This is a genomic window from Psychrilyobacter sp. (genome assembly GCF_037132775.1).
Classification (GTDB): domain Bacteria; phylum Fusobacteriota; class Fusobacteriia; order Fusobacteriales; family Fusobacteriaceae; genus Psychrilyobacter.
In genome coordinates this window covers 1-24,683 of record NZ_JBAHZY010000140.1, presented here as the reverse complement: position 1 = coordinate 24,683, position 24,683 = coordinate 1, and the positions used below count along the sequence as shown (strand labels likewise).

Genomic DNA, 24,683 nt, shown 5'->3' with positions numbered 1-24,683 from the left:
CAGATGTCTTTAGAAGCAGTTAATACGGTAATAGAAAATTTCACTAAGCTTTTTTATGAAACAGAATCGCTAGCACTTAAACAAGGAATCAAATGTTTGACTACGACAGAGCTTCATGTTATAGAAGCTATCGGAAATCAGTCATTATCTATGAATAATTTGTCGGATAAACTAGGTATTACTATGGGAACTGCTACAGTTGCCATAAATAAACTATCCAATAAAGGTTTTATAACTAGAAAGAGATCAGATAATGACAGAAGAAAAGTTTTTGTTTCTCTGTCTAAAAAAGGTGAGGATGCACTTACGTATCACAATAATTTTCATAAGATGATAATTTCAAGTATTACAAAAAATATAGAAACAGAAAATTTAGAAATATTTACTGATGTATTTACAAAAATATACGAAAATCTTAAAAATCAAATAGAATTTTTCAAACCAGATGTTATTACTAATTTCTTAGAGGGAGATTCTGTAAGTGTTTTAGATATCAAAGGGACTCCTGTAATCAAAAATTTCTTTGCTGGAATGGGGATAAAATTATATACAGAGTTAAAGATAACGTCTAATTCACAAAGGGTAATCGCTATAAGAACTCCCAATGGTGAAGTGGTAGAGATAAATACCATAGATGCTAAAAACTTAGTAGTAGTAAAAAAAGATATATAAGAAAATAATAGTAGGAGGGAGGGATTGACCTTCCTCCTATTTTTGATGAAATAAAAAGGAGAAAAAATTATGTTATATATAGACGGAATATCCCTAAGTAAATTAAAAGATGAGTTAGATGAAACACTAAAAGGTAGAAAGGTAACTAAAATATTTCAATATTCACCACTGAGCTTATCCATATTTTTAGGGAAACTAAATTTGTACGTTTCAGCTACTCCTAATCTGCCAATATGTTATATAGCCACAAAAAAAGAGGTGGCTCCTGATAAACCTATGAGTTTTTCACTGTCTCTTAGAAAATATTTGGTAGGTGCAATCTTAACAGGGGTAGAACAGTATAAAAAAGATAGGATATTACTCCTTTCCTTTGAAAAGGTCAATGAATTAGGAGTAAAACAGAAAGTTAAACTGATGGTTGAAATTATGGGGAAACACAGTAATATTATCTTAGTAGATGATAACTATATGATCTTAGACCTGTTGAAAAAGTTTTCTATAGAGGAGAATAAACTCCGTTTACTCATGGGAGGAGCCAAATATCAATACCCGATTATTACTGAAAAAACATCTCCTTCAGATATATCTAAGGAGGAGTTTGACAGTTATCTAGCTGAGAATACCTTGATTCAAAATATAGACGGGATGGGAAAACTTACGGCAAAATACATGACTGATTACAATAAATTTTGTGAGTTTATAGATGAGTCTGCATCTCCTACTCTCTATAAAGAAAATGGAACTATTAAATATGGAACCATAGTTAACCTTCCATTGGAGGGATATGAAGAGGTCAAATTTGAAACAATCAATGAGATGATAGACACCTATATATTGGAGACATTAAATTCAGAACAATTCAACAATCAAAAAAGAACCCTGTCTAAAGTAGTAGAAAAGGAAATAAAAAGAAATAAAAAAATTGCTAAAAATGTAAATAAGGATAGAGAAAAATATTCTACCTATGAAAAATATAAAAAAATAGGAGATATCCTAGCAGCCAACCTATATTCATTGAAGGGGTATGAAAAAAGTGTGACCCTCTATGATTTTTATGAAAATTGCAATATAGAGATAACTTTAAATCCTCAAAGAACTTCCAATGAAAATTTGGATAACTACTATAACCTCTACAATAAGCATAAAAGAGGATATAAGCATAGTGGTGAAAGACTCGAGATTATAAAATCTGAGATTGTATATTTAGAATCTATTTTATCCTTTATAAACCTTGCCCAGGATAAGAAAACCTTGGAAGGAATAGAGGAGGAGTTGATAGCTAATAAGTACCTTAAGAAGATAGTCAAGACAAAGAAGAAAAAAAAGATAGTTAAAATCCTGCCTCCTACAACAGTGATAGATGGATTAACAGTGTATTATGGAAGAAATAATATAGAAAATGAATATGTGACATTTAAAATAGGAGACCGGCATGACCTTTGGTTTCATGCAAAAGATGTTCCTGGAAGTCATCTGATAGTGAAGACAAATGGAAGTGAGATATCGGATGAAACTCTATATAAAGTAGGAGAATTAGCTAGCCAGCATTCTAAAATAGGACAGGGAGAGACCATTCGAATAGATTACTGTCTGAAAAAATATGTAAAAAAAATAAAAGGAGCCAAACCTGGATTGGTAATTTATTCCAATGAGAAGTCGGTATTTGTGAAGAAAAGCTAGATAGTCTAGTGGAGTTAGAGAATAATTTTAATTTTATTATGCAGAGGATATTTAAAGGGGGAGCTGTCTTAAGATGGAAGTTAGAGGAAAAGGGGAAATTAAAGATATAAAAAAGAGTAAGTTTTATTTAACTCTTACTTTGAAGGTGGTAGCTATAATTCTAGGCTCTATTTTAAGTTTTTCATTAGGAAGTCATCTTAGTGGAAAAAATGAAGAAAAGAAAACTCGAGTACTAGCGATTGCATTAACTCAAGAATTAAACGAGATAAGTTCAACAATAGAGTCTATGCCAAAAAGAAAAGAACTTATAGAAAATACCACCACTATTTTGCCAATATCATATAATGAAATAAAAATTAAAGATTTAATTTTATTAGAAGAAGCAGGTTTAAATTCTATTGAAATAAAAAAACTTAGTGAAATATTTAAAATTCTTTCAAATATAAATACAACGATAGAATATATTAATAGATCACATGAAAAAAAGGATGTTCTGCTTCATGAGGCTTTACTAAAAGCTTTAGCGGATTTAGTAGAAGATGAAAGTTTTCGAAAAAATCTTAAAGAAACTAATCAAATAGAGGATAAACTTCTAAAATATATAAATTAATTATGAACCAATATTAAAAAGCTATTTATTATACTTTAAAGGTATGATAGATAGCTTTTTTCATTTATTGCTATAGCACAGGAGTCTTTTTTTGTCGCAGATTACGCAGAAGATATACGAATATTAAATTTTTTTATTATTTAATAAAGAAATTTAAATGTATCTTAGATTTTAAAACCGAAACCTTTACACTAAGTTCACTAAGAGAAAGCCAGAAAGTCCACTAAGAGAAGCTTTTCTTCTTGGTTAAAATCTGCCTCTATATGTACAATTGTGACTAGCGTTTAATTATTTCTCCGTGGATGTCTTTAGACATCCTTGTCCATTGCCTTTTCTTTCACGTAATTCGCGGTTAGCTTGTGTTTTCCCTCTCTCATTATCCTCCTAAGAGCTCCTAAAAACTTCCCCTTGTAATCGTATACCCCTAGTCGAAATAAGCCAAATAATAAAGCCTTGAAACCATTGGTACTATTGATATTGAGAGCGAACTTTGAAAAATTTCCCGTAGTGAGAAAAAACGTTCACTAGGAAGACAAACTGTCTTCTCAGTAGACGTTTTTAGGCTATAAATAGGGGTTAAATTACAGTAATTTAAAAAAGCTTTTCATCACTAAGAAAAGCTTTTCTTTCGTGTCCATTAGTGCAATTCGTGACTAAAGCTCTTATCTTTTTTCTATCATAAATTATACATCGTATCTTTTTAGTATTTCTTCGGAAAGATTTTTGGTGTCGTCTTTCTTGCTCAGCAGTTTTTTGCTTATACATGGCCTTTTTTATATCCGATGGGGGATCAATCACCTTTATTTCTACCTTAGTTACCGTTCCCCATTCCTCGGCTAGTTTATTGAGCGATGACTGCATATCCATGGCTATCTTTCCTCTGGCTGTCAAACTTTCATCCAAAGTCAGTTTACCAAATTCCTCTCTGATATTGTCTGACCCAGTATATTGGTAAATATTTTATCTTCATAGCTGCCTCCTTTATCATAAATACATTGAATTTTTCTATAATATATATGTTATGTTTTTTTATTGTTTTCCTTCATTTTTTACACTGGATTTTTATTCGTACTCGTAAAAAAAAGGGTTTAGCACAATTTTGTGCTAAACCCTTTTACTATAACCTACTTAGTTTCTTCAGTTTTTACTTCTACTTTTTTAACTGGCTTAGGTAATAATTCTTTTCTACTTAAGCTGATCTTTCCTTTTTCAGTTGAGATAACTTTAACTTCAAATTCATCTCCAACATGTAGAACATCTTCTACATTAGCTACTCTCTCATGAGAGATTTGAGAAACATGTAATAATCCGTCTTTTCCTGGTGCTACTTGCATAAATGCTCCAAATGAAGCTATTTTTACAACTTTAGCAGTGTAGATCTCTCCTACTTCAACGTCTTTTACATATCCATTTACTAATTCAACAGTTCTATCCAATGCGTCTTTATCTACAGCAAAGATTAATACCTTTCCTGAATCATCGATATCAACTTTAGCTCCTGTTTCTTCTACGATACCTTTGATATTCTTTCCAGCAGGTCCGATTAATGCAGATATTTTATCTGTATCAATTTGCATTTGATATACTCTAGGAGCTGTAGCTGCTAATTCTTCTCTAGGAGCAGGAATAGCTGCGTTCATAACATCTAATATTTGTGTTCTTGCTACCAATGCCTGCTCTAAAGCTATTCTCATAATCTCTTCATCTATTCCAGTAATCTTGATATCCATTTGAAGTGCTGTGATTCCTTTAGAAGTTCCAGCTACTTTAAAGTCCATATCTCCTAAATGATCTTCTAATCCCATGATGTCAGTTAAGACTACATAGTCGTCTCCCTCTTTAACAAGTCCCATAGCTATTCCAGCTACATGTTCTTTGATAGGTATTCCAGCAGCCATAAGTGCTAATGATCCTCCACAGATACTTGCTTGAGAAGATGAACCATTTGATTCAGTGATTTCAGATACTACTCTGATTGTATATGGGAATACTTCTTCAGTAGGTAATACATAAGAAAGTGCTCTTTCAGCCAATGCTCCATGTCCTAACTCTCTTCTTCCTGGTCCTCTCATGAATCCAGGTTCTCCTACTGAGTATGAAGGGAAGTTATAGTGAAGATAAAATTTCTTAAAGAAAGTTTCATCTAATCCATCGATTAATTGTTCATCTTGCTTAGTTCCTAGAGTAGCGAATACCATTGCTTGAGTTTCTCCTCTAGTAAACATTGCTGATCCATGAGGTTGAGTTAAGATATCTATTTCTGCGAAAAGATCTCTTAATTCATCAGTTTTTCTTCCATCTACTCTATGCTTATTATAAACAATAGCCTCTCTTACTAATTGTTTCATAAGGTCATGATAGTATTTAGCAAAGTCAAATGCTAAAGCTTTATCTAATACTTCTGCACCAGTTTTTTCCATATAGTCAGCTGTAAATATCTCTAATAATTCAGCTTCTAATCCGTCTACTGATTCTTCTCTATCTAATTTTCCAATAACTAATACAGCTTCTTTTAATCTTGCAGTTGCCTTCTCATCGATAAATGATTTAACAGTTTCGTCGATTGCAGGTGCTGTGAATTCCATATTTTTCTTATTTATCAATGCAGCGAATTCCTCTTGGAATGCACATATTTTTTTGATGTTGTCATGAGCAAATAAAATTGCATCTAACATAACTTTTTCAGAAAGTTCAGCTGCTCCAGATTCTACCATGTTTACAGCTTCTTTTGTTCCTGCTACAGTTAATTCTAAATCACTAGTTTCTAATTGGGCAGGACTTGGATTTAATACGAATTCTCCATCAATCATTCCAACTGTAACTGCTGATACTGGTCCTAAGAATGGTATATCAGAAAGCATTAATGCTACCGATGATCCAATGATTCCAAGATAATCAGTAGTACAAGATTTGTCATATGACATTACTGTATTTACAATATGTACATCATAGTTGAATCCTTCTGGGAACATTGGTCTGATTGGTCTGTCTATTAATCTAGCTGTTAATGTTGCATTTGTAGAAGGTCTGGCTTCTCTTTTCATAAATCCACCTGGCATCTTTCCAGCTGCATAATATTTTTCTACGAAATCAACTGTTAATGGGAAAAAATCAGCTCCCTTTCTAGGTTTTTTACTTCTAGTTGCTGTTACTAATAATGCAGTTCCTCCACATTCTAAAAATACAGCTCCTCCAGCTTGTCTAGCTAATTTTCCAGTGGACATCTTTATTACTTTCCCACCGATTTCTAACTCCATGTTTTTTTCATTAAACATATATTCCTCCTATTATATTGGATAAGCACAGGGCATTATCCTTACATGTTTTTTTTGAATTTTCACCACCGAATACTAATCAGATCAAGTGTAAAAACTCAGTTATTTCAATAGGAGACATAAAATAATAAGGGATAAAAATATAATTTTTTGAATTTATATTTTCAACTCTTACTACTTATTTATCTCCTATTGCTAGTAATTATATCACCCTATCTCCTTTAAGTAAAGGCTAAAAACAATTTTTAAACTATATTTTCCCACTATTAAAACCAAAAAATTAGGTCTTTAGAAAATTTTTATTTTGGTTTTAAGGTGGGAGTTCTGAATTTTTAAAGTCTAAGAGAGACCAACGAGGATCTTTTATGCTAAAATATAAAAAATAATAAATTTGGAGGCAATCTTGTCTCTAGGAATAACAGGGTTTCTCCCATTTTTATTTCAATAGTTATTTTATCTATATCTTTCATCGTTACGATATTTTTTATGACTGGATTTAATTTTAAGGGGATTATAGCTATCTTGGGAACCTTAGAAGGAGTCGTGTTTGCTGGTGTATTATCTATATTTTTTTCAAAGGCCATGGGGCTCACAGGGTATACAACTATGATAAATACTCTTATCTTAGCCTATATAGGTGGGTCACTCTTTACAATAATGCTCCTGACCATACAGCAAAAAGATTTTCCGAATATTAGGATATTGAACTTTGAATTTGTAGGAGTTGAATTTCTCCGGGCTTTTGGTGGAAGTATGGGAATACTCATAGTTGTTCCTCTAACTTCATTTTTAGCTTCTAAAATTCATATGAAGGAGAAAGAGGTTTTTTAGGTTTAAAAAAATAGAAGATTATCTATATTTATAGACAATCTTCTATTTTTTCTTTTTTTATGATCAAAATATCGGTGCTATCAATAAAAGTGCGATATTACCATTATTTAATGTTGATTCTTCAGTATCTTGATTGGCAACTGAAACCCCTCCTTCAATGGACAATCCAGAGTCTAATCTTTTTCCAATACCTAGATAAGCGTAAGCTCCAGTTTTATCATTACCTCTATAGAGGGTTTTACCATATCTTCCACTAGCGTATAAACCTGAAATACTTTCAGAATAGAATTTACCACTTAGGTAGATAGGAAAAGACTCCATTTCCTTATTTTTAAAATTAAATTCCCTATTCCTCCAAATCCAAGTTCGATATTGGGAAAAATTTCGTGAACGATTTCTAAATTTAAATTTAAACTTCCAGTTCTATCGTCTAAATACTTACCATATCCACCACTAACTCCCAAATTTATTTCCACCGAATAAAGGTCTAATCCCAAAACAAATAATCCCACTAATACTAATTTTTTCATAACTACCTCCTAAAATGGGAATGTAAAATGTATTCCTAAAAGTAATTTTGTTTCTCCTTCATACTCTACAGCATTTACCATTATTCCCACATGATTTGTTCTTTCATAGTCATCATATATATAACTAGAAAGATGCCCCATGGGATCTATAAACATCATAGTAGCGCTGCCCCAGAATTTAGAATTAAAGAGCATTCCATTGTTGTCTAAGATATAGTTTTGAAGGAGATAAAATCCTTCTCCTACCATAGAACCAAAAACTGGAGTTATGACAATATCCTGCATAGAGGGTGTCTCAGCAAATGCTTCTATCCCGTATTCCCAAAAAAATGTAGATATAACAAATGTATACCAAAAAGATTCCAATGTGGAGTAATTGGCATTTCTAGCCAGGATATAATAGACTCCCCCTGCATACATATGACCTGCGTAGTTATACAGTGAGTTGTCTTGATCCCATACTGGCCCATTTTTTACGTTATTTTCCCATTTTTCAAATATACTGGTGTCACTGTTTTTATCCCATCCTGTTGATGAAGTTGGTAGTAGATATAGGATGGAGGCTGTTATACCTGTTAGGATAAACAGTGAACCTGTATCCTTTTTTAATTTATCAAAGTTTTTTTCGAAAACGATATTTTCTGTTTCTAGGTTATAACTTATTTTATCTTCCTCTCCAAATAATATATTTCCTATGAGAATAAAAATAGTAATAAAAATAATGTTTTTTCTAAAGTTAAACATTTCAATTCACCTACTTTAACATAGATTCTTAAACTTTAGCATTTATCAATCTCTATTATAGTTATTAGAGAAAATAAAAAATAGTCTATTAAAAATAATTTCAATAGACTATAATATGTCCATGGAATACTATTTTTTTCATATCTAAAGAAAAAAATCAAATGTATCACCAATCTATAATTTTCTACTGCTATAACACAGGAGTCTTTTCTTTGACACAGATTTCTAAAATCTAACTCTCTATACTAAGCCCACAAAAGAAAAACTAAAGAGTATTCTAAGAAAATCTTTTTTCTTGATTGTAAGCGAAGTTTGTAGTTGTTGAGCTCCAGCAGTATTTTTTTTACAATGACGATCGTGATTTACTCAGTTAAGACAATTATAAATCTTCTTGAATTTTTCCGTTAGCTTTTTTTTCAAGAAAAAAGGTATCCCGTATCAAGGGCGGAATCCTTGGAACTTTCTTTTATAGACTAAAGAGTTCATCATCTTTTATAGTAGTATTTTTGGTATGAAATATTTTCAGGAGTTTTTCAGGAGTAAGGCTCTGTTTTACTTCTCCTACAAAGTCTAATATGATCTTTCCTTCATGGAGCATGATTAATCTGTTCCCATATTTTATAGCATCATTTAAATTATGAGTTATCATAAGGGTAGGGATCTTATGGAATTCTACTATTTTTTTTGTTTTTTCCATGATCAACTCCGATGTTTTTGGGTCAAGAGCAGCAGTATGTTCATCTAAGAGTAATATTTTAGGTTTGTTTAAGGTTGCCATAATAAGAGCTAGACACTGTCTCTGTCCACCGGACAGTAAGCCAACTTCTGTATCCAGTTGCTTTTCTAGCCCCAAACCTAATTGAGTTAAAGTGTCTTTATAAAATTCTTTCTTTTTTTTGTTTAAACCCAGAGTCAGATTAAATCTTTTTCCTTTATTGTCTGCCATAGAAAGGTTTTCAAAGATTGTCATAGATGGTGCAGTTCCCAAAGTAGGATTTTGATATACCTTGGATATAAAAGTATTTCTTTTATAGCTAGCCAGATCTGTAAAATCTTTGTCATCAATATACAGGCTTCCACTATCTGGGGTAAGGTTCCCCATAATGATATTTAGAAGGGTAGATTTTCCTGCACCATTACTTCCAATGATAGATACGAAGTCCCCATGGTTTAATTGAAAATTTAATCCTTTAAAAACTTTTTTTTCACTTCCCAATGCAGAGTGGAATGATTTATATAAATTATTAATTTTGAGCATTTTTAAATACACCTCCTAATTTTTTTTAAATAGTAACGGGAACGTTAATTTTAATTTCAAGTTTTTACTTTTAAAGGCCATCACTCCAACAGTAAGGATTGCAGTGATAAGCTTTAGATCACTGGCATTAAATCCTATTTTGAGAGAACCCATTATTATAAACCTATATAAGATAGAACCGACAATTACAATAGTTGTAACATTAAATATTTTTCCTTTCTTTAAGACGCTTTCTCCAATAATAATAGAAGCAAGACCAGTAACAATAGTTCCTGTACCCATGGCAATGTCTGAAAATCCTTGATATTGAACTAAGATACCACCAGATAAGGCTACCAAACCATTGGCTAGCATAAGACCCATTATCTTTAATTTTTTTTCATCTATTCCTAAAGAAACAACCAATGTTTCGTTGTCACCCAAAGCACGGAGGGAAAATCCAAATTTTGTTTTAAGCAGATAATCCAAAGAAAACTTGGATAGGAGTACGATAAATAATATGATGAGAAGATTAGGTCTATTAGAAAATATATTATCAATTCCAAATAAGGGGATATTTGACCTTCCCATTATTCGAAGGTTGATACTATATAAGCCCGTCATAACAATAATTCCGGTCAAAAGGTTTGTGATTTTGAATTGGATATGGATATATCCAGTGACAAAGCCTGCAAGGCATCCACCTATAAATGCAACTCCTAAAGCTGTGATGGGGTTGACACCCTTTATAATAAGGATCGCTGCTATAGAACCTCCCATTGGAAAAGATCCATCTACAGTAAGGTCTGGAAAATCTAGTATTTTATATGAGATGTACAAGCCTAAAGCCATTATTGCAAAGATAAGCCCCTGTTCAATAGTTCCTAATAACATAATTTACTCCTTTAATCTATAATTTCTTTATTTTATAATTTCTATATTTTTTGTTTGCTCTTCATCCAATAAAATTCCATATTTTTTCATCTGTTTTTCGTTGATAGTGAGTTCTGATTTTTTAAAATATTCTATGGGCAGATCTTGAATTTTTTTTCCATCTAGATATCTTATAACCATCTCTCCAGTTTGGTATCCTACTTGGTATTCCGATATTCCGGAGGAAGCTAGTGCACCTGCTTTTGTAAAATCTTTAGTGGCTCCTATAATAGGAATATTAGCTTTGTTGGCTCTATCTACGATAAGGCCATAAGCAGAGGCTATATTATTATCTTTGGTTGTATAAATCACATCGACGACTCCTACAAGACTATCCATTGCAGAAGCTACTTCTGTGACACTAGTAATTCCTCTAGCGATAACTTTATACCCTGCTTTTTCTGCAACTTTAGTAAATTCCTCTACAAGATATGTGGAATTAGCTTCGCTGGTAGTATAGATAGTTCCTATTGTTTTTGTTTTAGGAAGAAATTCTTGGATCAACTTTACCTGGTCTTTTACCGGTGACATGTCACTTACACCAGTGATATTTGCACCTTTTAACCCTGCTATTACAGGATTGGTAACAGCTGTAAAAAATAGTGGTTTTTCCGGTATTTTATTTAAAGCAGCTTGGGTACTAGGAGTAGTGATAGCTATTATAAGGTCAGAATTTTCATTAAATTGAGCTGCGATAGTTTGAGCTGTGATAAAATCTCCTTGAGCATTTTGATAGTTGAATACGATTTCATCTTTGTACCGACTGTCTTTAAGAGCATCTTCTATCCCGGTTCTAATTGAATCTAGAGATGGATGTTCTATAATTTGAGTGATGCCAATATTTATTTTTTCTCCTTCTTTATTTTCCCCCTGACATCCTACTAAGATTGTGACTAAGATAATCCCTAAAATTAATTTTTTCATTTCCTTACTCCTTTTAATTTATTTTTATATAAAAAAAAGGGGTTAATCTATAAGATTAACCCCTTCTGCATAATTAATTTCTTCCTGATATCCTATAAAAAAACAAGATTTTTTTCTTGATTTTTATAAAATATGTTTGAAATTATATATATAACTACAGCAACTATCGGTCAAAAACAGATCTACTTAATAATTCAGTATTAAATTTATTAGATTCGTTTTTGCACCACCAAGTAAGTCTTTTAGACATAATAGTCACCTCCGTTTAATTTTTTATTTTACTAATCATATAATGAATAATGGATGATTGTCAATATAATATTTAATTTTTTTTTAAAAATGTTAAAAAAAAATAGATAAAAGTGTATAATTATATGGAGTATAATCATACTAAATTTACAGGGTGGTAGAGATGGAAATAATAACTTGTCATATATATGCAGATTTAGATGCACTTTCTTCTATGGTTTTAATAAAAAAATTATATCCCAATGGAATACTAGTTTTTTCGGGTAATATTGGAAAAAGTGTAAAAGCTTTTGTAAACCTGTATCAAGATTTTTTACAGGTGAAAAGGATAAAAGATATCCAGATGGACAGGGTAAGTAAACTTATAGTTGTAGATACCTCGAAAAAAAATAGGATAGGATTATTTGAACAATTACTGGACAGGGATGATGTAGAGGTTATAATCTATGATCATCACAAGATCAGCGAAAATGATATAAAAGGCAGAAAAATTATTAGGAAAAATTATGGCTCTAATACTACAAATATACTAGAAGTACTCTTGGATACTGATCCGAATATTAAATTTGATGAGATAGAAGCTACCTTAGGTCTTATGGGGATCTATGAGGATACAGGAAACTTTACCTTTGACAGCACCACCTCAAAAGACTTAGAGATGGCAGCTTATTTATTAAAAAATAATGGGGACCTATCTAAGGTCAATGAATATGTTCAAAAGGGGTTGGAAAAGGAACAGTTGGAGATATTTATAGAGCTCATTGAAAATTCAGAATTTATAGATATCGATGGAGAGAGAGCACAACTAACCTACTACAAAAGCGATCATTTTATTTTTGGTATGGATGAGCTGATAAATAAGATACAGTATCTAGAGAAATCAAGTCTGTGTATTATTTTATGTGGAAATGATAAAAAAATAAGTGTAGTGGGAAGGTCTTCAAATAAAATAAGTGTAGCTGAGATTTTAAAAGATTATAAGGTGGGAGGGCATGAGTATGCTGTCTCAGGTGTAGTCAGAGATCAAAATATAGATAAATTATATAGGGATATAAAAAAAAGTATAGAGATGGCAGTTAAACCCAGCAAAAGGTCGGTAGATATAATGAACACCCCAGTTAAAACCATCTTAAAGGGTACCAAGATTAAACTTGCTTATAAGATAATGTATAGGATGGGATACGGTGGCTTACCCATTGTAGAAGATGGAAAAATTGCAGGGATAATTACGAGAAACAGTGTAGATAAAGCTCTTAATCATGGGTTTTCAAATGCACCTGTAAGTGCATATATGACCTCTGAAGTAATTACAGGAGATAAAAACCTCAGTGTTGAAGAATTAAAAGCTCTTGTTGTGGAAAAAGGGATTGGGAGAGTTCCAATAATTGATGGAGAGGGAAAGATAGTCGGGATAGTAACGAGGACTGACATATTAAGATCTATCTACAGTAAAAATCCAATAAGGAAGGCTAAAAAATTAAAATTTGAATCAGAGATAAAAAACAATATAGAAGGAGTAGTCCCAGTAGAACTCCTAAACCTGTTGAAAATTGTAGAAGCGGTATCAAAAAAAAGAGGTGAAAGAGTATTCTTAGTAGGCGGGATAGTGAGGGATCTTATCTTAGGAATAAATAACAAAGACATCGATATAGTAGTAGAGGGAGATGGGATAAAATTTGCTCTTGAATTAAAAGATATGTTGGGAGCAAAGAAAGTAAGGATACATGAAAAATTTAAAACAGCAGTGGTAGTGGTTCATGATGATTTGAAATTAGATATAGCCAGTTCGAGGTTAGAATACTATGAATATCCAACCTCCCTTCCAGTAGTGGAATATGGCAATATCAGAGATGATATGTATAGGAGAGATTTTAGTATAAATGCCATGGCTCTCGAGATTGACAGTTATAATTTTGGTAAACTTATTGATTTTTACGGAGGGTATGATGATCTTGCCACTAAAAAAATAAGGATCTTGCATAATCTAAGTTTTATAGAGGATCCTACAAGGATAATAAGGGCATTTAGGTTTGCAGCTAGGTATGGATTTGAACTGGAAAAAGATACAGAAATATTTTTAAAAAATGCAATAGCCGATGGATTTTTGAAGAAAATATCTTGGACTCGAGTTAAACAGGAGTTAGAAATTTTATTTTCTGATAAAAATTTAACTAGGGGAATGGAATTGCTAAATAAATATAAAATATTTAATGAAATTAATCCTAATATAAAATATGATTTAGAGATGAAAAAAAATATAGAAAAGTTAGAAATTTTAGAGGATCTTCTAAACTTTGTCAAAATCAAAAAATGGTTATTGGTATTTTTGATTATCCTAGAAAATCTAAATAAAAAAGAGCTGGATCTTGTATTTAAAAAATTTAATTTTTCAAATAAATTTATAGAAAAGTATGATTATGGTATATTGAGAAGGGAGAAAATACTTGAGCAGTTAGAATCGGCTAACAAAAATTCAGATACATACAAGGCACTAAGTAATATATCCATGGAAATAATAACCCTTATCTATATTCAAAACAGAAAGGAAAAGATAAAAATAAAAATAGAGGACTATATCTATATCCTGTCTAAAATAAAACCCCTTGTCAGAGGGGAGGATCTCCTTAAAAATGGAGAATTTCCAGGGATTGAGTTTAAGGGAAAATTTAATACTTATTTTATGAAACAACTGGATATGGAAGATCCAACGAAGGAAAAAATATTAAAAATGTAGGAGGGAAGATGAAAATAAATTTTTTGTACATATTAGTGATATACAATATTTTTGTTATTACTCTCAAATCAGAGACAGTATCTCTTAAAGATCATCCCATGGGGATCTCTACTATCGATTCAAAAATAGAATTGAAAAGATCCCAGATTATAGGATTGGAAAAATTAAAAAGATCAATTTTAAATAAAAATAAATATGGTGAAAGGATTAAAGTAGGGCTTGCCCTGAGTGGAGGTGGTACTAAGGCATTTGCTCATATAGGAGTTCTAAGAGTTTTGGAAAAGAATAATATCCCCATAGATTATATCAGTGGAACCAGTATGGGCGGGATTGTAGCCACTTTATATGCTGTAGGGTATAATCCAGATGAGATAGAAGCTATTGTAAAAACTATGGATTGGAGGTATAGATTATCGAATGATCCTATGAGGATCGATATTCCACTCGAGGAAAAATTTAAATCTGAAAAATACTTTGCTTCAGTAACCTATGATGATAAATTAAATGTCAGCCTTCCAAAAGGGGTTCTAACTGGGGAAAAATCATATTTAAAATTAAAAGAGTTATTTTGGAATGTTAAAGATGTTAAATCTTTTGATGAATTTGATCCTATCTTGCGAATAATCGCTACAGATTTTAATACAGGAAAAGCTAAAAGTTTTGATCATGGAGATTTAGCTCTTATTGTCAGTGCCAGTATGGCAATTCCTACTATATATGATCCTGTAAAAATAGAAGATAAGATATATATAGATGGGATGGTTTCTAGAAATCTGCCTGTGGAGGACCTCTTTTTAGCTGGGGCAGATATTGTCATTGCCAGTGATGTAGGAGCACCTCAAATAGATCAGTTAACGTATAATTTATTGACTGTAGTAAATAAAATTTCTACATATAGAGGGATAGAATCTACAGAAAAGCAAAGGGCGTTAGCAACTATAATCATAGATCCTGATGTAAAATTAGAAGATGCTACAAATTTTGATGATTTTGATAACCTAATCTTCCAAGGGGAATTAGCAACTAAGGAAAAGCTGAAACAACTAAAAAAATATGAAGATTCCAGCAGAGAGAGAAAAGTTCGGAAAAAAGAAGCATTAGAGGAAATTTATATAGATAAAATACAAATTGAAGACTCTAAATTTTTAGGTGAAAAGATGAGAAAAGAGGTAGTGGAAGATCATTTGGATAAAAAAATTCCAGGGATGGTAAGTTATAAAGATTTGGAGAGTTTAATGATGAAACTATATGCCATGCCGTATATAGAAAAATCTTACTATGCAATTGAGGGGTCTACCCTAAAGATAGATGTAGATGAAAATGAATTGAATTTTATAAGGGTAGGAGCAAATTATAACTCCGATATAGGAGGGAAAATAGCCGTGGGAACAGACCTTGTAAAAATAGGGAAGATAGGGAGGGTGACATCACTAGAATTTGAGCTAGGTGAATATAAAAGTGCTGAATTTAATAATTTTTGGTATTATGGTGAAAAAAATAAAATAGGAATAAATTTGAAGTTGGGATACGAAGAAAATCCTATATATATCTATGATGAAAGAAGTTTAAAGGTTGAATCTACAGATGGACATAAATTTATTGACCTAAGTTTTACAACCAAATTATTCAGGCAATTTGACTTTTCTACTGGTTTAAAATATATAGCTACTGAAAATGAATTCGATGTAGGCTCCGATGAATTTAAAGAGGTTTTAAGTCAAAAATATGAATATCAAGAGATATATTTAAAGTTGGTATTAGATAGGAAAAATAGTTCAATCTATCCTACCAAAGGAGGCTATTTAGAAGCCAGGCATGAGGTAGGTGGAGTAGGAGCTGAGGAAGTAGAATATTATAGTGAATTGGGAATAATACAGGGATATATGACAGTAACTCCTAAACTCTCATTCAATGCATCTTTAAGTGGAGGAGTAGTCAGCGGTGAGAATATACCCCTAGGAAATCATTTCAAAATAGGTGGAATAAATAACAATTTAGACGATAATTACATCTCATTTTATGGTTACAATATGATGAGAAAATTAGTTTCTGAATTTATGATAGGTCAGATAGGAGCTCAATATATGATCTATCAAAATATATATATTTTGGCTAAAGCCAATATATTGACTTATACAGGTATAGAGAATAACAATGCTATAAAAGATGACGGGAGTTTAATATTTGAAGATTTCAAACAGGGATATGGCCTAACCCTAGGGTATAAATCTATTTTTGGACCATTGGAGTTCTCAGTAATGAATGATGTAGATTCTCCTAAGAGTGCAATAATATCTGTTAATATGGGGTATGTATTTTAAGAAAAATCTTGAATTTATTATTTTCTTTCAAGATTTTTCAGAGTGAAGACCGATTCAGACAGATCAGGATTTAATTTTATATCGGTTAAAATTAATTCAGTATAAGAATCTTTTTTTAATTTATCGTCTATACGAAATATTGTTATATAGTACCTGTCATCGATCTTCTGAATTTCATCGACTAGGTATTCTTTTAATAGTTTTCCAGAATTAGCATACATCTCACCCTTATCTATGGTAAGGGTGTTTTTATTTATCCAAAGGATCTGTCTATAGTATTTAGCCTCCTCACCATCTTTTCTCATTAAATTTAAGACATATTGTGTAGGAGTTTCACTTATTATTTCGGAGTTATAGAGGGAACTGTATTTATTTCTATCAGTTTGATCATCGTAGGAGATGTCACTTCCCATCATACTTTCTTTTAGCATATGTTTTGAAATCTTTATTGTTCTGGATGTACTGGGCATATATATCCATAGATTTTTTCCATTCCTTAAATATTTAGTTCCTCTGTCTCTGGCAGGATATTTAAATACAATAAAAGATTTTTCATTTCCAATGGCATCCATAATAAACTTTTTTGTAGATTTTTTATCTTCCCTATGAATAATCATCTCCCCACTATAACTAACACTTTTAGGAGTCATATTGTAGTCTAATCTATTTAAAATTTCCTTGGAACTCATACTAAAAGTTAAATTTGATAAAAGTAAAAAAACGAATAAATTGTTCATAACTTCCCCCTCCTAAGATAAGCCCTGCTATCCCACCTATAGATCCCATGAGCCCTCCTTCTAAAATAAACATTTTTTTAATCTCACCCTCCTTCATTCCCAAAGCTTTTAATAGTCCAATTTCATGACGCCTCTCAAAGACCGTCATAAGCATGGTATTAGAGATACTGAGTCCGGATAGAGTGGCAAAGATAAAGATAAATATTCCACGGATAAAAGGTAAAATCTGAGTAAAACTTTGATTCATCCCTATCTCGTCCCACCTCTTTACAAGGACAGTTTTATCTGTATTTTGAGTTAAAAAATTTTTTATGAGGTTTTCGTTGTTATTGGAGTATATAAGATACTCGGTTATCCTGTCCTCCATGTCTAAAAGGTACTGACTACTCACTAGGGTGATATAGAAACTTTTATTCAGCCTGGTATTATCCATCTTATAAAATCCAACTATATCATAGTTTAGAGAATAGAGGGATTTACCTTGAGTCTGGGTAAGAAGGGTAACTTTATCTCCTAATTTTAAATTGAGCTTTCTCCTCAGACTTTCACCGACAATAATTTCATTGTTATTTTCTAAAAATCTTCCAGAATAGATGAATTTATCAAATCCGATAATTTTTTCATCTTTATTTTCTATCCCGCTTCCCATGGCACTCTCATGTTTTTCATTAAAATAGATCAATCCGCCAAATTTTATCCGACCTACATCTATGTTTTTTTGAGGAATTCTTTCAACCACTTTTTTTATTTTGGAATATGAAAAGTTAGATGAAACATCTAAACTCCTGGACCGAAGTTCAGAATCTGGTGCTGTTATCCTCACATCTCCCGTCATTCTCTTTCCACTCTCTAAAAATAGATTCTTTTCCCCCTCTATCCAACTGAGGCCAAATGTCATTCCAGAGGTGGCAATTAAAATAATCAGAATAGTTAAAAAAGATCTTTTTTTATTTCGTTTTAAATTTTTAAAAACTATACTAAGTAACATAATCATCTACCCCCTTATAACATCAATAGGATTTAACTGAGTTGCCTTATAAGCTGGATAAAAACTTACGATAGTTGCTATGATCACTCCGGATATAAAAAAAAATAAATTTAATTTAAGATCAAAATGTCCATATATCCTATCGGAAAGAGGAATAGTAGTGGATAATTCATGGGCAAGAGATGGGATGGGAATACCGACCAATTCATAGTAATAAACCAGACTTCCACCTAAAATAAATCCAATACCACTGCCTATACCTCCTAAGATACTACCCTCTAAGAGAAATAATTTCATAATTTCTTTGGGCTTTAAACCATTGGCCATTAAAATTCCTATTTCTTTTTGTCTTTCTAGCATTGCCATCAACATGGTATTGACTATTCCCACTCCAGACATGAGTAAAATAATACAGCTTAAGATTATAACTACTTTAACCTTGAGTTTAGTGACAACTATTAGGTCAAAGAGTTCATCTAAATAGGAGATGGTCTCTACTCCTAATTCTTCTAAATTATTTAAATCAATAGGGGAAATATCACCCCTTAAAACAATATCATTGATATCATCGGTTTCACTAAACTCCTGAGCTAATTTTAAATCTATCAATACAGTATTGAAGTCAAATTCGAGCCCCTCTGTTTTTATTATTCCTGTGACGACTAGGTCTATGGCATTCAAACTCTCTTTAGCTGTAGTTCCCCTGAGAACAAATGAATCTCCGACATGTAAATTTAGATCTTTGGCTAGATTAGTAGAGATGACGACTCCTAGATTGCCGTGGGTTAGGTAGGAGCTCCTTTTAAAGAAACTATCTTCAATCTCTCTGTCTCCCCAAATGACCCTGACAGGATAATCATATCTTCCATCGGTTTCACTAAACTCCTGAAAAAACTAATCGGCTACTGTGATCATATTTCTTTAAAATGGGAATAACTTCTTTTGAAATAAGATAATCTAAACGATCATCAATATTTTCATATTTTTCTTCAAAATAACCTTTTCCATAGAGTTTGTAGTCACCAGTTTCTGTTTCACGCATTATTTTAATAATCCTTCTTTCCATCCCTATATTTAATCCTATACCTAGGATTATGAAGAAAATTCCAAAGGCTAAACTGGCCAGAGTTAAAACAGACCTAATACGATGTCTGAATATATTTCTAAAAGCCATCTTTAGTATCATATTTCTCACCTTCTATCTTTCCATCTCTTATATTTATAACCCTTCTGGCTTTCTCAATGATCATGATGTCATGGGAGGAAAAGATAAACGTGGTCTTTTTTTCTAAATTTATTTTTACCATGAGATCTAAGACCTCTTTCCAGTCTGGGTATCTAAATTTGCTGTAGGCTCATCTGCTAAGATCAAGATAGGATCTTTGATAAGGGCACGAGCTATGGCGACCCTTTGCTGCTGGCCTCCAGAAAGTTCTGAAGGTCTTCTATCTTTTAGTGGAAAAATTCCTAATTCATTGAGGAGTTTATTGATCTTATCTTTTTTTCCAAAGGACTATGTTTCTCACATAGATTCAAGGCAAACTCAATATTTTCATAGACTGTTAGTACTGGAATAAGATTATAGTTTTGGAAGATAAATCCTATCTTATCCCTTCTGAAGTTTGCCCTTTCATCTTTATTTAAAAGGCTGATATCTTGCTCGTTGATAAAGATTTTACCACAGGTAACGGAGTCCATGGCACCTATAATATTTAAAAGGGTAGTTTTCCCCGAGCCTGAGGGGACGGCTATTACGGCGAAATCACCACTATCTATCTTAAAGTTGATATTATCTACAGCCTTAACTTCTACCTTTCCATGTTTATATATTTTTGTTATTTCTTTTCCTTCTACAATAGTCATAGCTCCTCCTAAAAAAACATCTTAGTTCTAAAAACTATCTCACTCGTTAATTCTTTATTATCTTCGGTTAAGTATCCATATTTTTCAAAGTTGTGATAATAGTTGTAGGCAAATTCAAAGTTCATATAATCATTATATATATAATTTAAAGTTGTATTTAAATATACCTCATCATCTATAAGCAGGCATCCTTGATAAAATTCAAAAGACTCATTTATTCTCAAGTTATAGGTAAAATAGGTTCCGCCCCCTTCTTTATTATAAAATCCTTCGAGGGCAGTATAGACATTTTTTTGATAGAGATCAAAGTTATAATCGATTCCTGTAACCAGGGTATAGAGATCATCGGTTTCATATCTATCGTAGGATATCTGTCCCCAGATGCCAACAATCATATCTCCTTTAGCCTCTAAAACAATCCTTTCATTTTTTTCGATTTTGTTAGTTATAGGGGAGGATCCTGTAATGTGAAAATAGTTCATCATAACTTCAAAATCATCTATTAAGAAAGTATACCTTCCAGCAAAATTTTCATCTTTTTCATCACTTTTAAATCCAATGAGTTCAAGTCTGGACATATCTGAGAGACTGTATTTAAACCTTATAGAATCCAGCCCCCTTTTATCGGATTTAGGATCTTCTATATCAATTTGATTGAATACATCGGATAGGTTGAAGATATAAGAGTGCCCCCAGCTTATAGTTTGCCTACCTGCTGAAAGGGTGAGATCATCGATATAATACTCTGAATATCCTCTATATAGATCTATAGCAGGATCTGTTCCCTCCTCTCCAATGAGGGAAAACTCTGTATAAAAATCTTTACCATCATGCCGAAGGCCTATAATTCATTTATAATACCAATAATTTTCTTCGTAATTTTGTAGACTGTAATCGCCTCTCAGTTCTGAAAAATACTCCCTGGAGAGGCATAGTTGGGTCATAAAAAAAACAAAATGAATATTTTCATAAAATACCCTCCAAATTTTTACAGGTATACCTACAATCTGTGCTATAAATATTATACAGGTTAAAATAAAGTATTCCTTTTAAAGAAGGTAAACAAAGTAAAAGAAGAAATTTTATATTTATTGGATAGAATATAAAAATATTAAGGATCCTATGTAAAATTTAATTCATAGAAAAAGCCGTTAAAGTTATTTAACGGCTTTTTAATATTATATATTTTTTATAATCAAATCTTCCCTTCTTAACTTCGGAACATAATGGATATTATTGGATCTAAAATACCGGGTGTCAGAAGAGGTATCTATAATCTCTACAGTCTCTTTTGGTTTACCAATGGCAATTAGAACTCCTAAATCATAGTCATCTGAGATCTCTAAAAGATCTTTTATCATGGGTTTATTATAAGCACCGAGAAGACAGCCTCCATACTTCATATCTCTCAATTTTAACATGATATTCTGACTTGCGATTCCCATATCAAAATTAAACAAGGTATCACTAATGCTTATTTTTTTTTCATTTAACATCAGGATATAAGCCGTTGGAGATTCTTCTATTGTAGGATTCCAATTTATAAATCCAGCCCATTTCGTATGGGGAAACACTTGGCTGCAAATTTCCTCATTTGAGATTAATATATATCTTATACATTGTGCATTTCTGGCAGAACCAGAATATCTAGCTATCTCAATAACTTCTTCTAACTCCTTTTTACTGATTTTCACCTTTTCAAAACTCCGAAAAGATCTAGTCTCTTTTATTAGTTTATCTATCAATTTTTTTCCCCCCCTTATAAATTATATCTACTAAAAGTATCTTTCAAAATTTAGCATATGTCAATAGAGGTCGGAGATAATTTTTTATTCTCTCTCTTTATTTTGATAAAATTATAGTTTCCACTGATCTTCCTTTTATATCCAAAGTTTGTAATAGTAGGAAAAATCCCTATTCTTCTAATCTCAAAGAGATCATCACTGAGGCAGTATGAACCAGAATCGGTAGCTACGGCGTAGGGATATCCTGCATCACTGACTAATTTTTTAACTCTATCATCTAGATCCCCATAGGGGTACGCAAATGAGTTCAGTTTGATATTTAGTTTTTTTTCAGTATTTTCCTTATCCTTAAATACCTCCTCCTTTATCTCACTATCACTAAGTTTAGACAGCCTGGGATGACTTAAGGTATGTCCACCAAATTCAATGAGGTTACTGTCCTTCATCTCCTTTAACATAGGAAGGTCCATCATTCTAAAGGTTTTTTCATCTGTCAGGTCGACATCCCATCTATTGTAGGTCCTGTTAGAAACCAGGTAGATGATAGCTTTGAACCCAAATTCCTTTAGGATAGGGAATGCATAGGTATAGTTATCTATATAGCCATCATCGAAAGTAAGTATAATATATTTTTTTTCAAACCTTTGGTGGATGGGAATCTGAGAGAGATCATCAAAAGTAATAGGAATATAACCTCCATCCTTTAAAATGGTCATATGATCTCTAAACTGATCTATAGTTACATAGGTGCCGTGTTTTCCAGATTCCGTATCTATATCTTTTATCACTCTATGATACATAATCACAGGGATATCATATTTTTTTATCCGTACCCATTCCCTTTGGTATGTTTTTTCCAGGGTATCTACAACCTTATCGATATCAAAGTTTTCCACAATAAAGTCTACTACCTTTGGAGGAGTTTGTTTTAATTCTACACCTCGGTCTATCTCAGATCTGATAAAATTCCAATCAAAATCGTGGGGAGTCCTGTCTCCTACATCTCCAAAATTAGAAGCTAAAGCATCAGATACTATATCTGCATCTATCATCCCAATCTCTTTGGCTTCTCCAATGGCTAAAGTGGGTCTGCCCATGAGTAAACTTTCCATAGCTACCCTCCCGGCTCCTATAACCAGATCGGAGTTGGTCATATATTCATAGACATTGTCTATATATCCTGTGAAATTCACCCTGTCTTTAAATTTATCAAATCTTTCGGGGATATCTTTTCCACCGATGATGTTTACTGTATACCTATCCAAATCGATGGAGTTAGCTAGTAGATTGAAAGTTATATCAGCTTTGGGGCCTGATAACCGACCTATGATGGAGATCACTTTTTTTTGATTCTTAGGGGGAGTTGAAATCTGAAATTTGGTTAAATCTATCCCATTTCTAAGGATTTTAATTGTAGAAGGATCTACATCAAAAGTTTCTATCAAATCTCTTTGGATATTCTCACAGACAGCATATCCACAGCCAATAGGCTGTTTTCTTTTTCTATGTTTAGAAACATGTTGCATCCCATGAACAGTGGTTATAAAGGGAGTTTTTGTGAGCTTGCAGGCGATTTTTGTACTCCAGGCAGAGGAGCGCGAGTGAGCGTGAACTACATCTATCTTATTTTGCTTGATAATTTTTATCAGTTTTATTATCTGATCCAACCTTTGAAATATATTTCTCTTATTGAATGCAAGGGGGATATATTTACCCCTATTTTTTTTTGTCAGTGTATCGGAAACAAAATATAGATCATGTCCACGGTCTATTAATTTTTCTCCTATTTCAACTGCATATACTTCAGCTCCTGTAACTTCTAGCTGAGATAATGCCATCAATATATTCATCAATTTCCTCCTTGAGTTTACTCTGAAATTTTTATTTTATTGCTTTATTATACCATAAATCAATTTTGTAGCTGTGAGGTGATTTTCATATTCTATGGTTAGTTTTTAGTGGCCTTCTTATTTGACGTATTTCGGTTGCAGGGTGTGATTATAAGGGAAAGTTCTTATTAAAAAATTGTATAAAAAAACCCATGAAACAGACACTTTTTTATGGGTGTCCAGTTTCATGGTTACAATTTAATAACTTTGTAATTAGAATTAAAAATGAGAACTTATTTAATTTTGTACGATATTCCTTAAAATACCTATTTTCTCAATTTTACATTCTATAATATCGCCATTACTCAAAAATTTAGGAGGATTGAATGACATTTCAACACCTGAGGGGGTCCCTGTAGATATAATGTCTCCTGCTACGAGAGTTATTCCTTTAGATATATTTGAAATTAAGATATCTATATCAAAAATCAATTTTTTAGTATTCGAATTTTGCCTTATTTCACCATTTACCTTTGAAGAAATATTTAATTTTACTGGGTAATCTATATAGTTTTTATGTACAATACATGGCCCCATAATTGCTGTACCATCTAATCCTTTTCCGATAGTCCATTGTTGATGTTTAATCATTAAATTTCTAGCCGATATATCATTCATTATAGTATATTCAAAGATAGAATCTATAATGGTCGTATAAATTCATATAAAGAGTGTTTAACCTTAAGCAAAAAAATAGGGTATAATTTAAGAAAACAATATG

At 32.0% G+C, this 24,683-nt stretch carries 25 protein-coding genes; 7 read left to right on the top strand and 18 right to left on the bottom strand.

Annotated features, from left to right (window positions below; genetic code table 11):
• The first annotated feature begins 3 nt into the window (after positions 1 to 3).
• The 3 genes from V5784_RS10305 to V5784_RS10295 all read left to right on the top strand — a co-directional run bounded on the left by V5784_RS10305 (position 4) and on the right by V5784_RS10295 (position 2,962).
• Positions 4 to 672 (top strand): MarR family winged helix-turn-helix transcriptional regulator, encoded by a 669-nt coding sequence (locus V5784_RS10305; protein ID WP_336888927.1) that lies wholly within the window; start codon positions 4 to 6, stop codon positions 670 to 672.
• Between the two features lie 69 nt (positions 673 to 741).
• On the top strand, positions 742 to 2,352 hold the full coding sequence (locus V5784_RS10300) for an NFACT family protein (RefSeq protein WP_336888926.1): 1,611 nt from the start codon (positions 742 to 744) through the stop codon (positions 2,350 to 2,352).
• A 73-nt stretch (positions 2,353 to 2,425) separates the two neighbouring features.
• Positions 2,426 to 2,962, top strand: coding sequence for a hypothetical protein (locus V5784_RS10295; protein ID WP_336888925.1), 537 nt, complete (start codon positions 2,426 to 2,428; stop codon positions 2,960 to 2,962).
• 591 nt (positions 2,963 to 3,553) lie between these two features.
• Here V5784_RS10295 and V5784_RS10290 read toward each other — a convergent pair.
• Positions 3,554 to 3,892, bottom strand: a complete 339-nt coding sequence (locus tag V5784_RS10290) for an SPFH domain-containing protein (RefSeq protein ID WP_336889025.1) — start codon at positions 3,890 to 3,892, stop codon at positions 3,554 to 3,556.
• A 194-nt stretch (positions 3,893 to 4,086) separates the two neighbouring features.
• Entirely contained in the window at positions 4,087 to 6,237 is a 2,151-nt protein-coding gene (gene pnp, locus V5784_RS10285) for a polyribonucleotide nucleotidyltransferase (RefSeq protein ID WP_336888924.1), read from the bottom strand.
• A gap of 375 nt (positions 6,238 to 6,612) precedes the next feature.
• Between pnp and V5784_RS10280 the strand changes: the two genes are divergently transcribed.
• Positions 6,613 to 7,068 carry a YibE/F family protein gene (locus V5784_RS10280; RefSeq protein ID WP_336889024.1) on the top strand — a complete coding sequence of 152 codons (456 nt, stop codon included), beginning with the start codon at positions 6,613 to 6,615 and terminating at the stop codon, positions 7,066 to 7,068.
• A gap of 63 nt (positions 7,069 to 7,131) precedes the next feature.
• Here the strand turns inward: V5784_RS10280 and V5784_RS10275 are convergent, their stop codons facing one another.
• The 6 genes from V5784_RS10275 to V5784_RS10250 form a co-directional block, all read right to left on the bottom strand.
• A complete protein-coding gene (locus V5784_RS10275; RefSeq protein ID WP_336888923.1) occupies positions 7,132 to 7,389 on the bottom strand; it encodes a hypothetical protein in 258 nt (85 codons plus the stop codon).
• The gene (locus V5784_RS10270; RefSeq protein ID WP_336888922.1) at positions 7,365 to 7,598 is read right to left on the bottom strand and encodes a hypothetical protein; all 234 of its coding nucleotides are present in this window, start codon (positions 7,596 to 7,598) and stop codon (positions 7,365 to 7,367) included. Before V5784_RS10270 ends, V5784_RS10275 begins: the two co-directional genes overlap by 25 nt.
• A 9-nt stretch (positions 7,599 to 7,607) precedes the next feature.
• Positions 7,608 to 8,342, bottom strand: coding sequence for a DUF3943 domain-containing protein (locus V5784_RS10265; protein WP_336888921.1), 735 nt, complete (start codon positions 8,340 to 8,342; stop codon positions 7,608 to 7,610).
• Positions 8,343 to 8,808: 466 nt separating this feature from the next.
• Positions 8,809 to 9,600, bottom strand: coding sequence for an ATP-binding cassette domain-containing protein (locus V5784_RS10260; protein WP_336888920.1), 792 nt, complete (start codon positions 9,598 to 9,600; stop codon positions 8,809 to 8,811).
• Between the two features lie 15 nt (positions 9,601 to 9,615).
• The gene (locus tag V5784_RS10255) at positions 9,616 to 10,473 is read right to left on the bottom strand and encodes an ABC transporter permease (RefSeq protein ID WP_336888919.1); all 858 of its coding nucleotides are present in this window, start codon (positions 10,471 to 10,473) and stop codon (positions 9,616 to 9,618) included.
• Positions 10,474 to 10,500: 27 nt separating this feature from the next.
• Complete coding sequence (locus tag V5784_RS10250) at positions 10,501 to 11,436, bottom strand: ABC transporter substrate-binding protein (protein ID WP_336888918.1); 936 nt, start codon at positions 11,434 to 11,436, stop codon at positions 10,501 to 10,503.
• Between the two features lie 412 nt (positions 11,437 to 11,848).
• Between V5784_RS10250 and V5784_RS10245 the strand changes: the two genes are divergently transcribed.
• Both V5784_RS10245 and V5784_RS10240 read left to right on the top strand, forming a co-directional pair.
• The gene (locus V5784_RS10245; RefSeq protein WP_336888917.1) at positions 11,849 to 14,419 is read left to right on the top strand and encodes a CBS domain-containing protein; all 2,571 of its coding nucleotides are present in this window, start codon (positions 11,849 to 11,851) and stop codon (positions 14,417 to 14,419) included.
• Between the two features lie 8 nt (positions 14,420 to 14,427).
• Positions 14,428 to 16,740, top strand: a complete 2,313-nt coding sequence (locus V5784_RS10240) for a patatin-like phospholipase family protein (RefSeq protein ID WP_336888916.1) — start codon at positions 14,428 to 14,430, stop codon at positions 16,738 to 16,740.
• Between the two features lie 17 nt (positions 16,741 to 16,757).
• On the opposite strand, the gene V5784_RS10235 is transcribed toward V5784_RS10240, so the two are convergent.
• The 3 genes from V5784_RS10235 to V5784_RS10225 are packed head-to-tail and all read right to left on the bottom strand — an operon-like array spanning position 16,758 to position 19,146.
• A complete protein-coding gene (locus tag V5784_RS10235; protein ID WP_336888915.1) occupies positions 16,758 to 17,477 on the bottom strand; it encodes an outer membrane lipoprotein-sorting protein in 720 nt (239 codons plus the stop codon).
• Positions 17,431 to 18,465: an FtsX-like permease family protein gene (locus tag V5784_RS10230; protein WP_336888914.1), complete on the bottom strand. Its 1,035-nt coding sequence runs from the start codon at positions 18,463 to 18,465 to the stop codon at positions 17,431 to 17,433. The genes V5784_RS10235 and V5784_RS10230 overlap by 47 nt, the downstream gene beginning before the upstream one ends.
• 6 nt (positions 18,466 to 18,471) lie before the next feature.
• On the bottom strand, positions 18,472 to 19,146 hold the full coding sequence (locus V5784_RS10225) for an FtsX-like permease family protein (protein ID WP_336888913.1): 675 nt from the start codon (positions 19,144 to 19,146) through the stop codon (positions 18,472 to 18,474).
• On the opposite strand from V5784_RS10225, the gene V5784_RS10220 reads away from it, so the two are divergent.
• On the top strand, positions 19,136 to 19,258 hold the full coding sequence (locus tag V5784_RS10220; protein WP_336888912.1) for a hypothetical protein: 123 nt from the start codon (positions 19,136 to 19,138) through the stop codon (positions 19,256 to 19,258). The two genes, V5784_RS10225 and V5784_RS10220, sit on opposite strands and share 11 nt — an antisense overlap.
• An 84-nt stretch (positions 19,259 to 19,342) precedes the next feature.
• Here the strand turns inward: V5784_RS10220 and V5784_RS10215 are convergent, their stop codons facing one another.
• The 7 genes from V5784_RS10215 to V5784_RS10185 form a co-directional block, all read right to left on the bottom strand.
• A complete protein-coding gene (locus V5784_RS10215) occupies positions 19,343 to 19,651 on the bottom strand; it encodes a hypothetical protein (protein WP_336888911.1) in 309 nt (102 codons plus the stop codon).
• Positions 19,629 to 19,772, bottom strand: coding sequence for a hypothetical protein (locus V5784_RS10210; protein WP_336888910.1), 144 nt, complete (start codon positions 19,770 to 19,772; stop codon positions 19,629 to 19,631). The genes V5784_RS10215 and V5784_RS10210 overlap by 23 nt, the downstream gene beginning before the upstream one ends.
• Positions 19,773 to 19,932: 160 nt before the next feature.
• Complete coding sequence (locus tag V5784_RS10205; RefSeq protein ID WP_336888909.1) at positions 19,933 to 20,328, bottom strand: ATP-binding cassette domain-containing protein; 396 nt, start codon at positions 20,326 to 20,328, stop codon at positions 19,933 to 19,935.
• 8 nt (positions 20,329 to 20,336) lie between these two features.
• Entirely contained in the window at positions 20,337 to 20,906 is a 570-nt protein-coding gene (locus V5784_RS10200; protein ID WP_336888908.1) for a hypothetical protein, read from the bottom strand.
• 600 nt (positions 20,907 to 21,506) lie between these two features.
• Entirely contained in the window at positions 21,507 to 22,073 is a 567-nt protein-coding gene (locus V5784_RS10195) for a nitroreductase family protein (RefSeq protein WP_336888907.1), read from the bottom strand.
• A 50-nt stretch (positions 22,074 to 22,123) separates the two neighbouring features.
• Entirely contained in the window at positions 22,124 to 23,923 is a 1,800-nt protein-coding gene (locus V5784_RS10190) for a polysaccharide deacetylase family protein (protein WP_336888906.1), read from the bottom strand.
• 276 nt (positions 23,924 to 24,199) lie between these two features.
• Positions 24,200 to 24,598, bottom strand: a complete 399-nt coding sequence (locus tag V5784_RS10185; protein WP_336889023.1) for a fumarylacetoacetate hydrolase family protein — start codon at positions 24,596 to 24,598, stop codon at positions 24,200 to 24,202.
• Between the last annotated feature and the right edge of the window lie 85 nt (positions 24,599 to 24,683).

What these genes read in the sequence shown, in the direction of transcription:
- V5784_RS10260 (WP_336888920.1), bottom strand. Translation starts at nt 9,600, where the DNA reads ATGCTCAAAATTAATAATTTATATAAATCATTCCACTCTGCATTGGGA.
- V5784_RS10300 (WP_336888926.1), top strand. Translation starts at nt 742, where the DNA reads ATGTTATATATAGACGGAATATCCCTAAGTAAATTAAAAGATGAGTTA.
- V5784_RS10190 (WP_336888906.1), bottom strand. Translation starts at nt 23,923, where the DNA reads ATGAATATATTGATGGCATTATCTCAGCTAGAAGTTACAGGAGCTGAA.
- V5784_RS10215 (WP_336888911.1), bottom strand. Translation starts at nt 19,651, where the DNA reads ATGATACTAAAGATGGCTTTTAGAAATATATTCAGACATCGTATTAGG.
- V5784_RS10250 (WP_336888918.1), bottom strand. Translation starts at nt 11,436, where the DNA reads ATGAAAAAATTAATTTTAGGGATTATCTTAGTCACAATCTTAGTAGGA.
- pnp (WP_336888924.1), bottom strand. Translation starts at nt 6,237, where the DNA reads ATGTTTAATGAAAAAAACATGGAGTTAGAAATCGGTGGGAAAGTAATA.
- V5784_RS10200 (WP_336888908.1), bottom strand. Translation starts at nt 20,906, where the DNA reads ATGTCCAGACTTGAACTCATTGGATTTAAAAGTGATGAAAAAGATGAA.
- V5784_RS10210 (WP_336888910.1), bottom strand. Translation starts at nt 19,772, where the DNA reads ATGGTAAAAATAAATTTAGAAAAAAAGACCACGTTTATCTTTTCCTCC.
- V5784_RS10270 (WP_336888922.1), bottom strand. Translation starts at nt 7,598, where the DNA reads ATGAAAAAATTAGTATTAGTGGGATTATTTGTTTTGGGATTAGACCTT.
- V5784_RS10265 (WP_336888921.1), bottom strand. Translation starts at nt 8,342, where the DNA reads ATGTTTAACTTTAGAAAAAACATTATTTTTATTACTATTTTTATTCTC.
- V5784_RS10230 (WP_336888914.1), bottom strand. Translation starts at nt 18,465, where the DNA reads ATGTTACTTAGTATAGTTTTTAAAAATTTAAAACGAAATAAAAAAAGA.
- V5784_RS10205 (WP_336888909.1), bottom strand. Translation starts at nt 20,328, where the DNA reads ATGACTATTGTAGAAGGAAAAGAAATAACAAAAATATATAAACATGGA.
- V5784_RS10245 (WP_336888917.1), top strand. Translation starts at nt 11,849, where the DNA reads ATGGAAATAATAACTTGTCATATATATGCAGATTTAGATGCACTTTCT.
- V5784_RS10240 (WP_336888916.1), top strand. Translation starts at nt 14,428, where the DNA reads ATGAAAATAAATTTTTTGTACATATTAGTGATATACAATATTTTTGTT.
- V5784_RS10220 (WP_336888912.1), top strand. Translation starts at nt 19,136, where the DNA reads ATGGCATTCAAACTCTCTTTAGCTGTAGTTCCCCTGAGAACAAATGAA.
- V5784_RS10235 (WP_336888915.1), bottom strand. Translation starts at nt 17,477, where the DNA reads ATGAACAATTTATTCGTTTTTTTACTTTTATCAAATTTAACTTTTAGT.
- V5784_RS10255 (WP_336888919.1), bottom strand. Translation starts at nt 10,473, where the DNA reads ATGTTATTAGGAACTATTGAACAGGGGCTTATCTTTGCAATAATGGCT.
- V5784_RS10275 (WP_336888923.1), bottom strand. Translation starts at nt 7,389, where the DNA reads ATGGAGTCTTTTCCTATCTACCTAAGTGGTAAATTCTATTCTGAAAGT.
- V5784_RS10305 (WP_336888927.1), top strand. Translation starts at nt 4, where the DNA reads ATGTCTTTAGAAGCAGTTAATACGGTAATAGAAAATTTCACTAAGCTT.
- V5784_RS10295 (WP_336888925.1), top strand. Translation starts at nt 2,426, where the DNA reads ATGGAAGTTAGAGGAAAAGGGGAAATTAAAGATATAAAAAAGAGTAAG.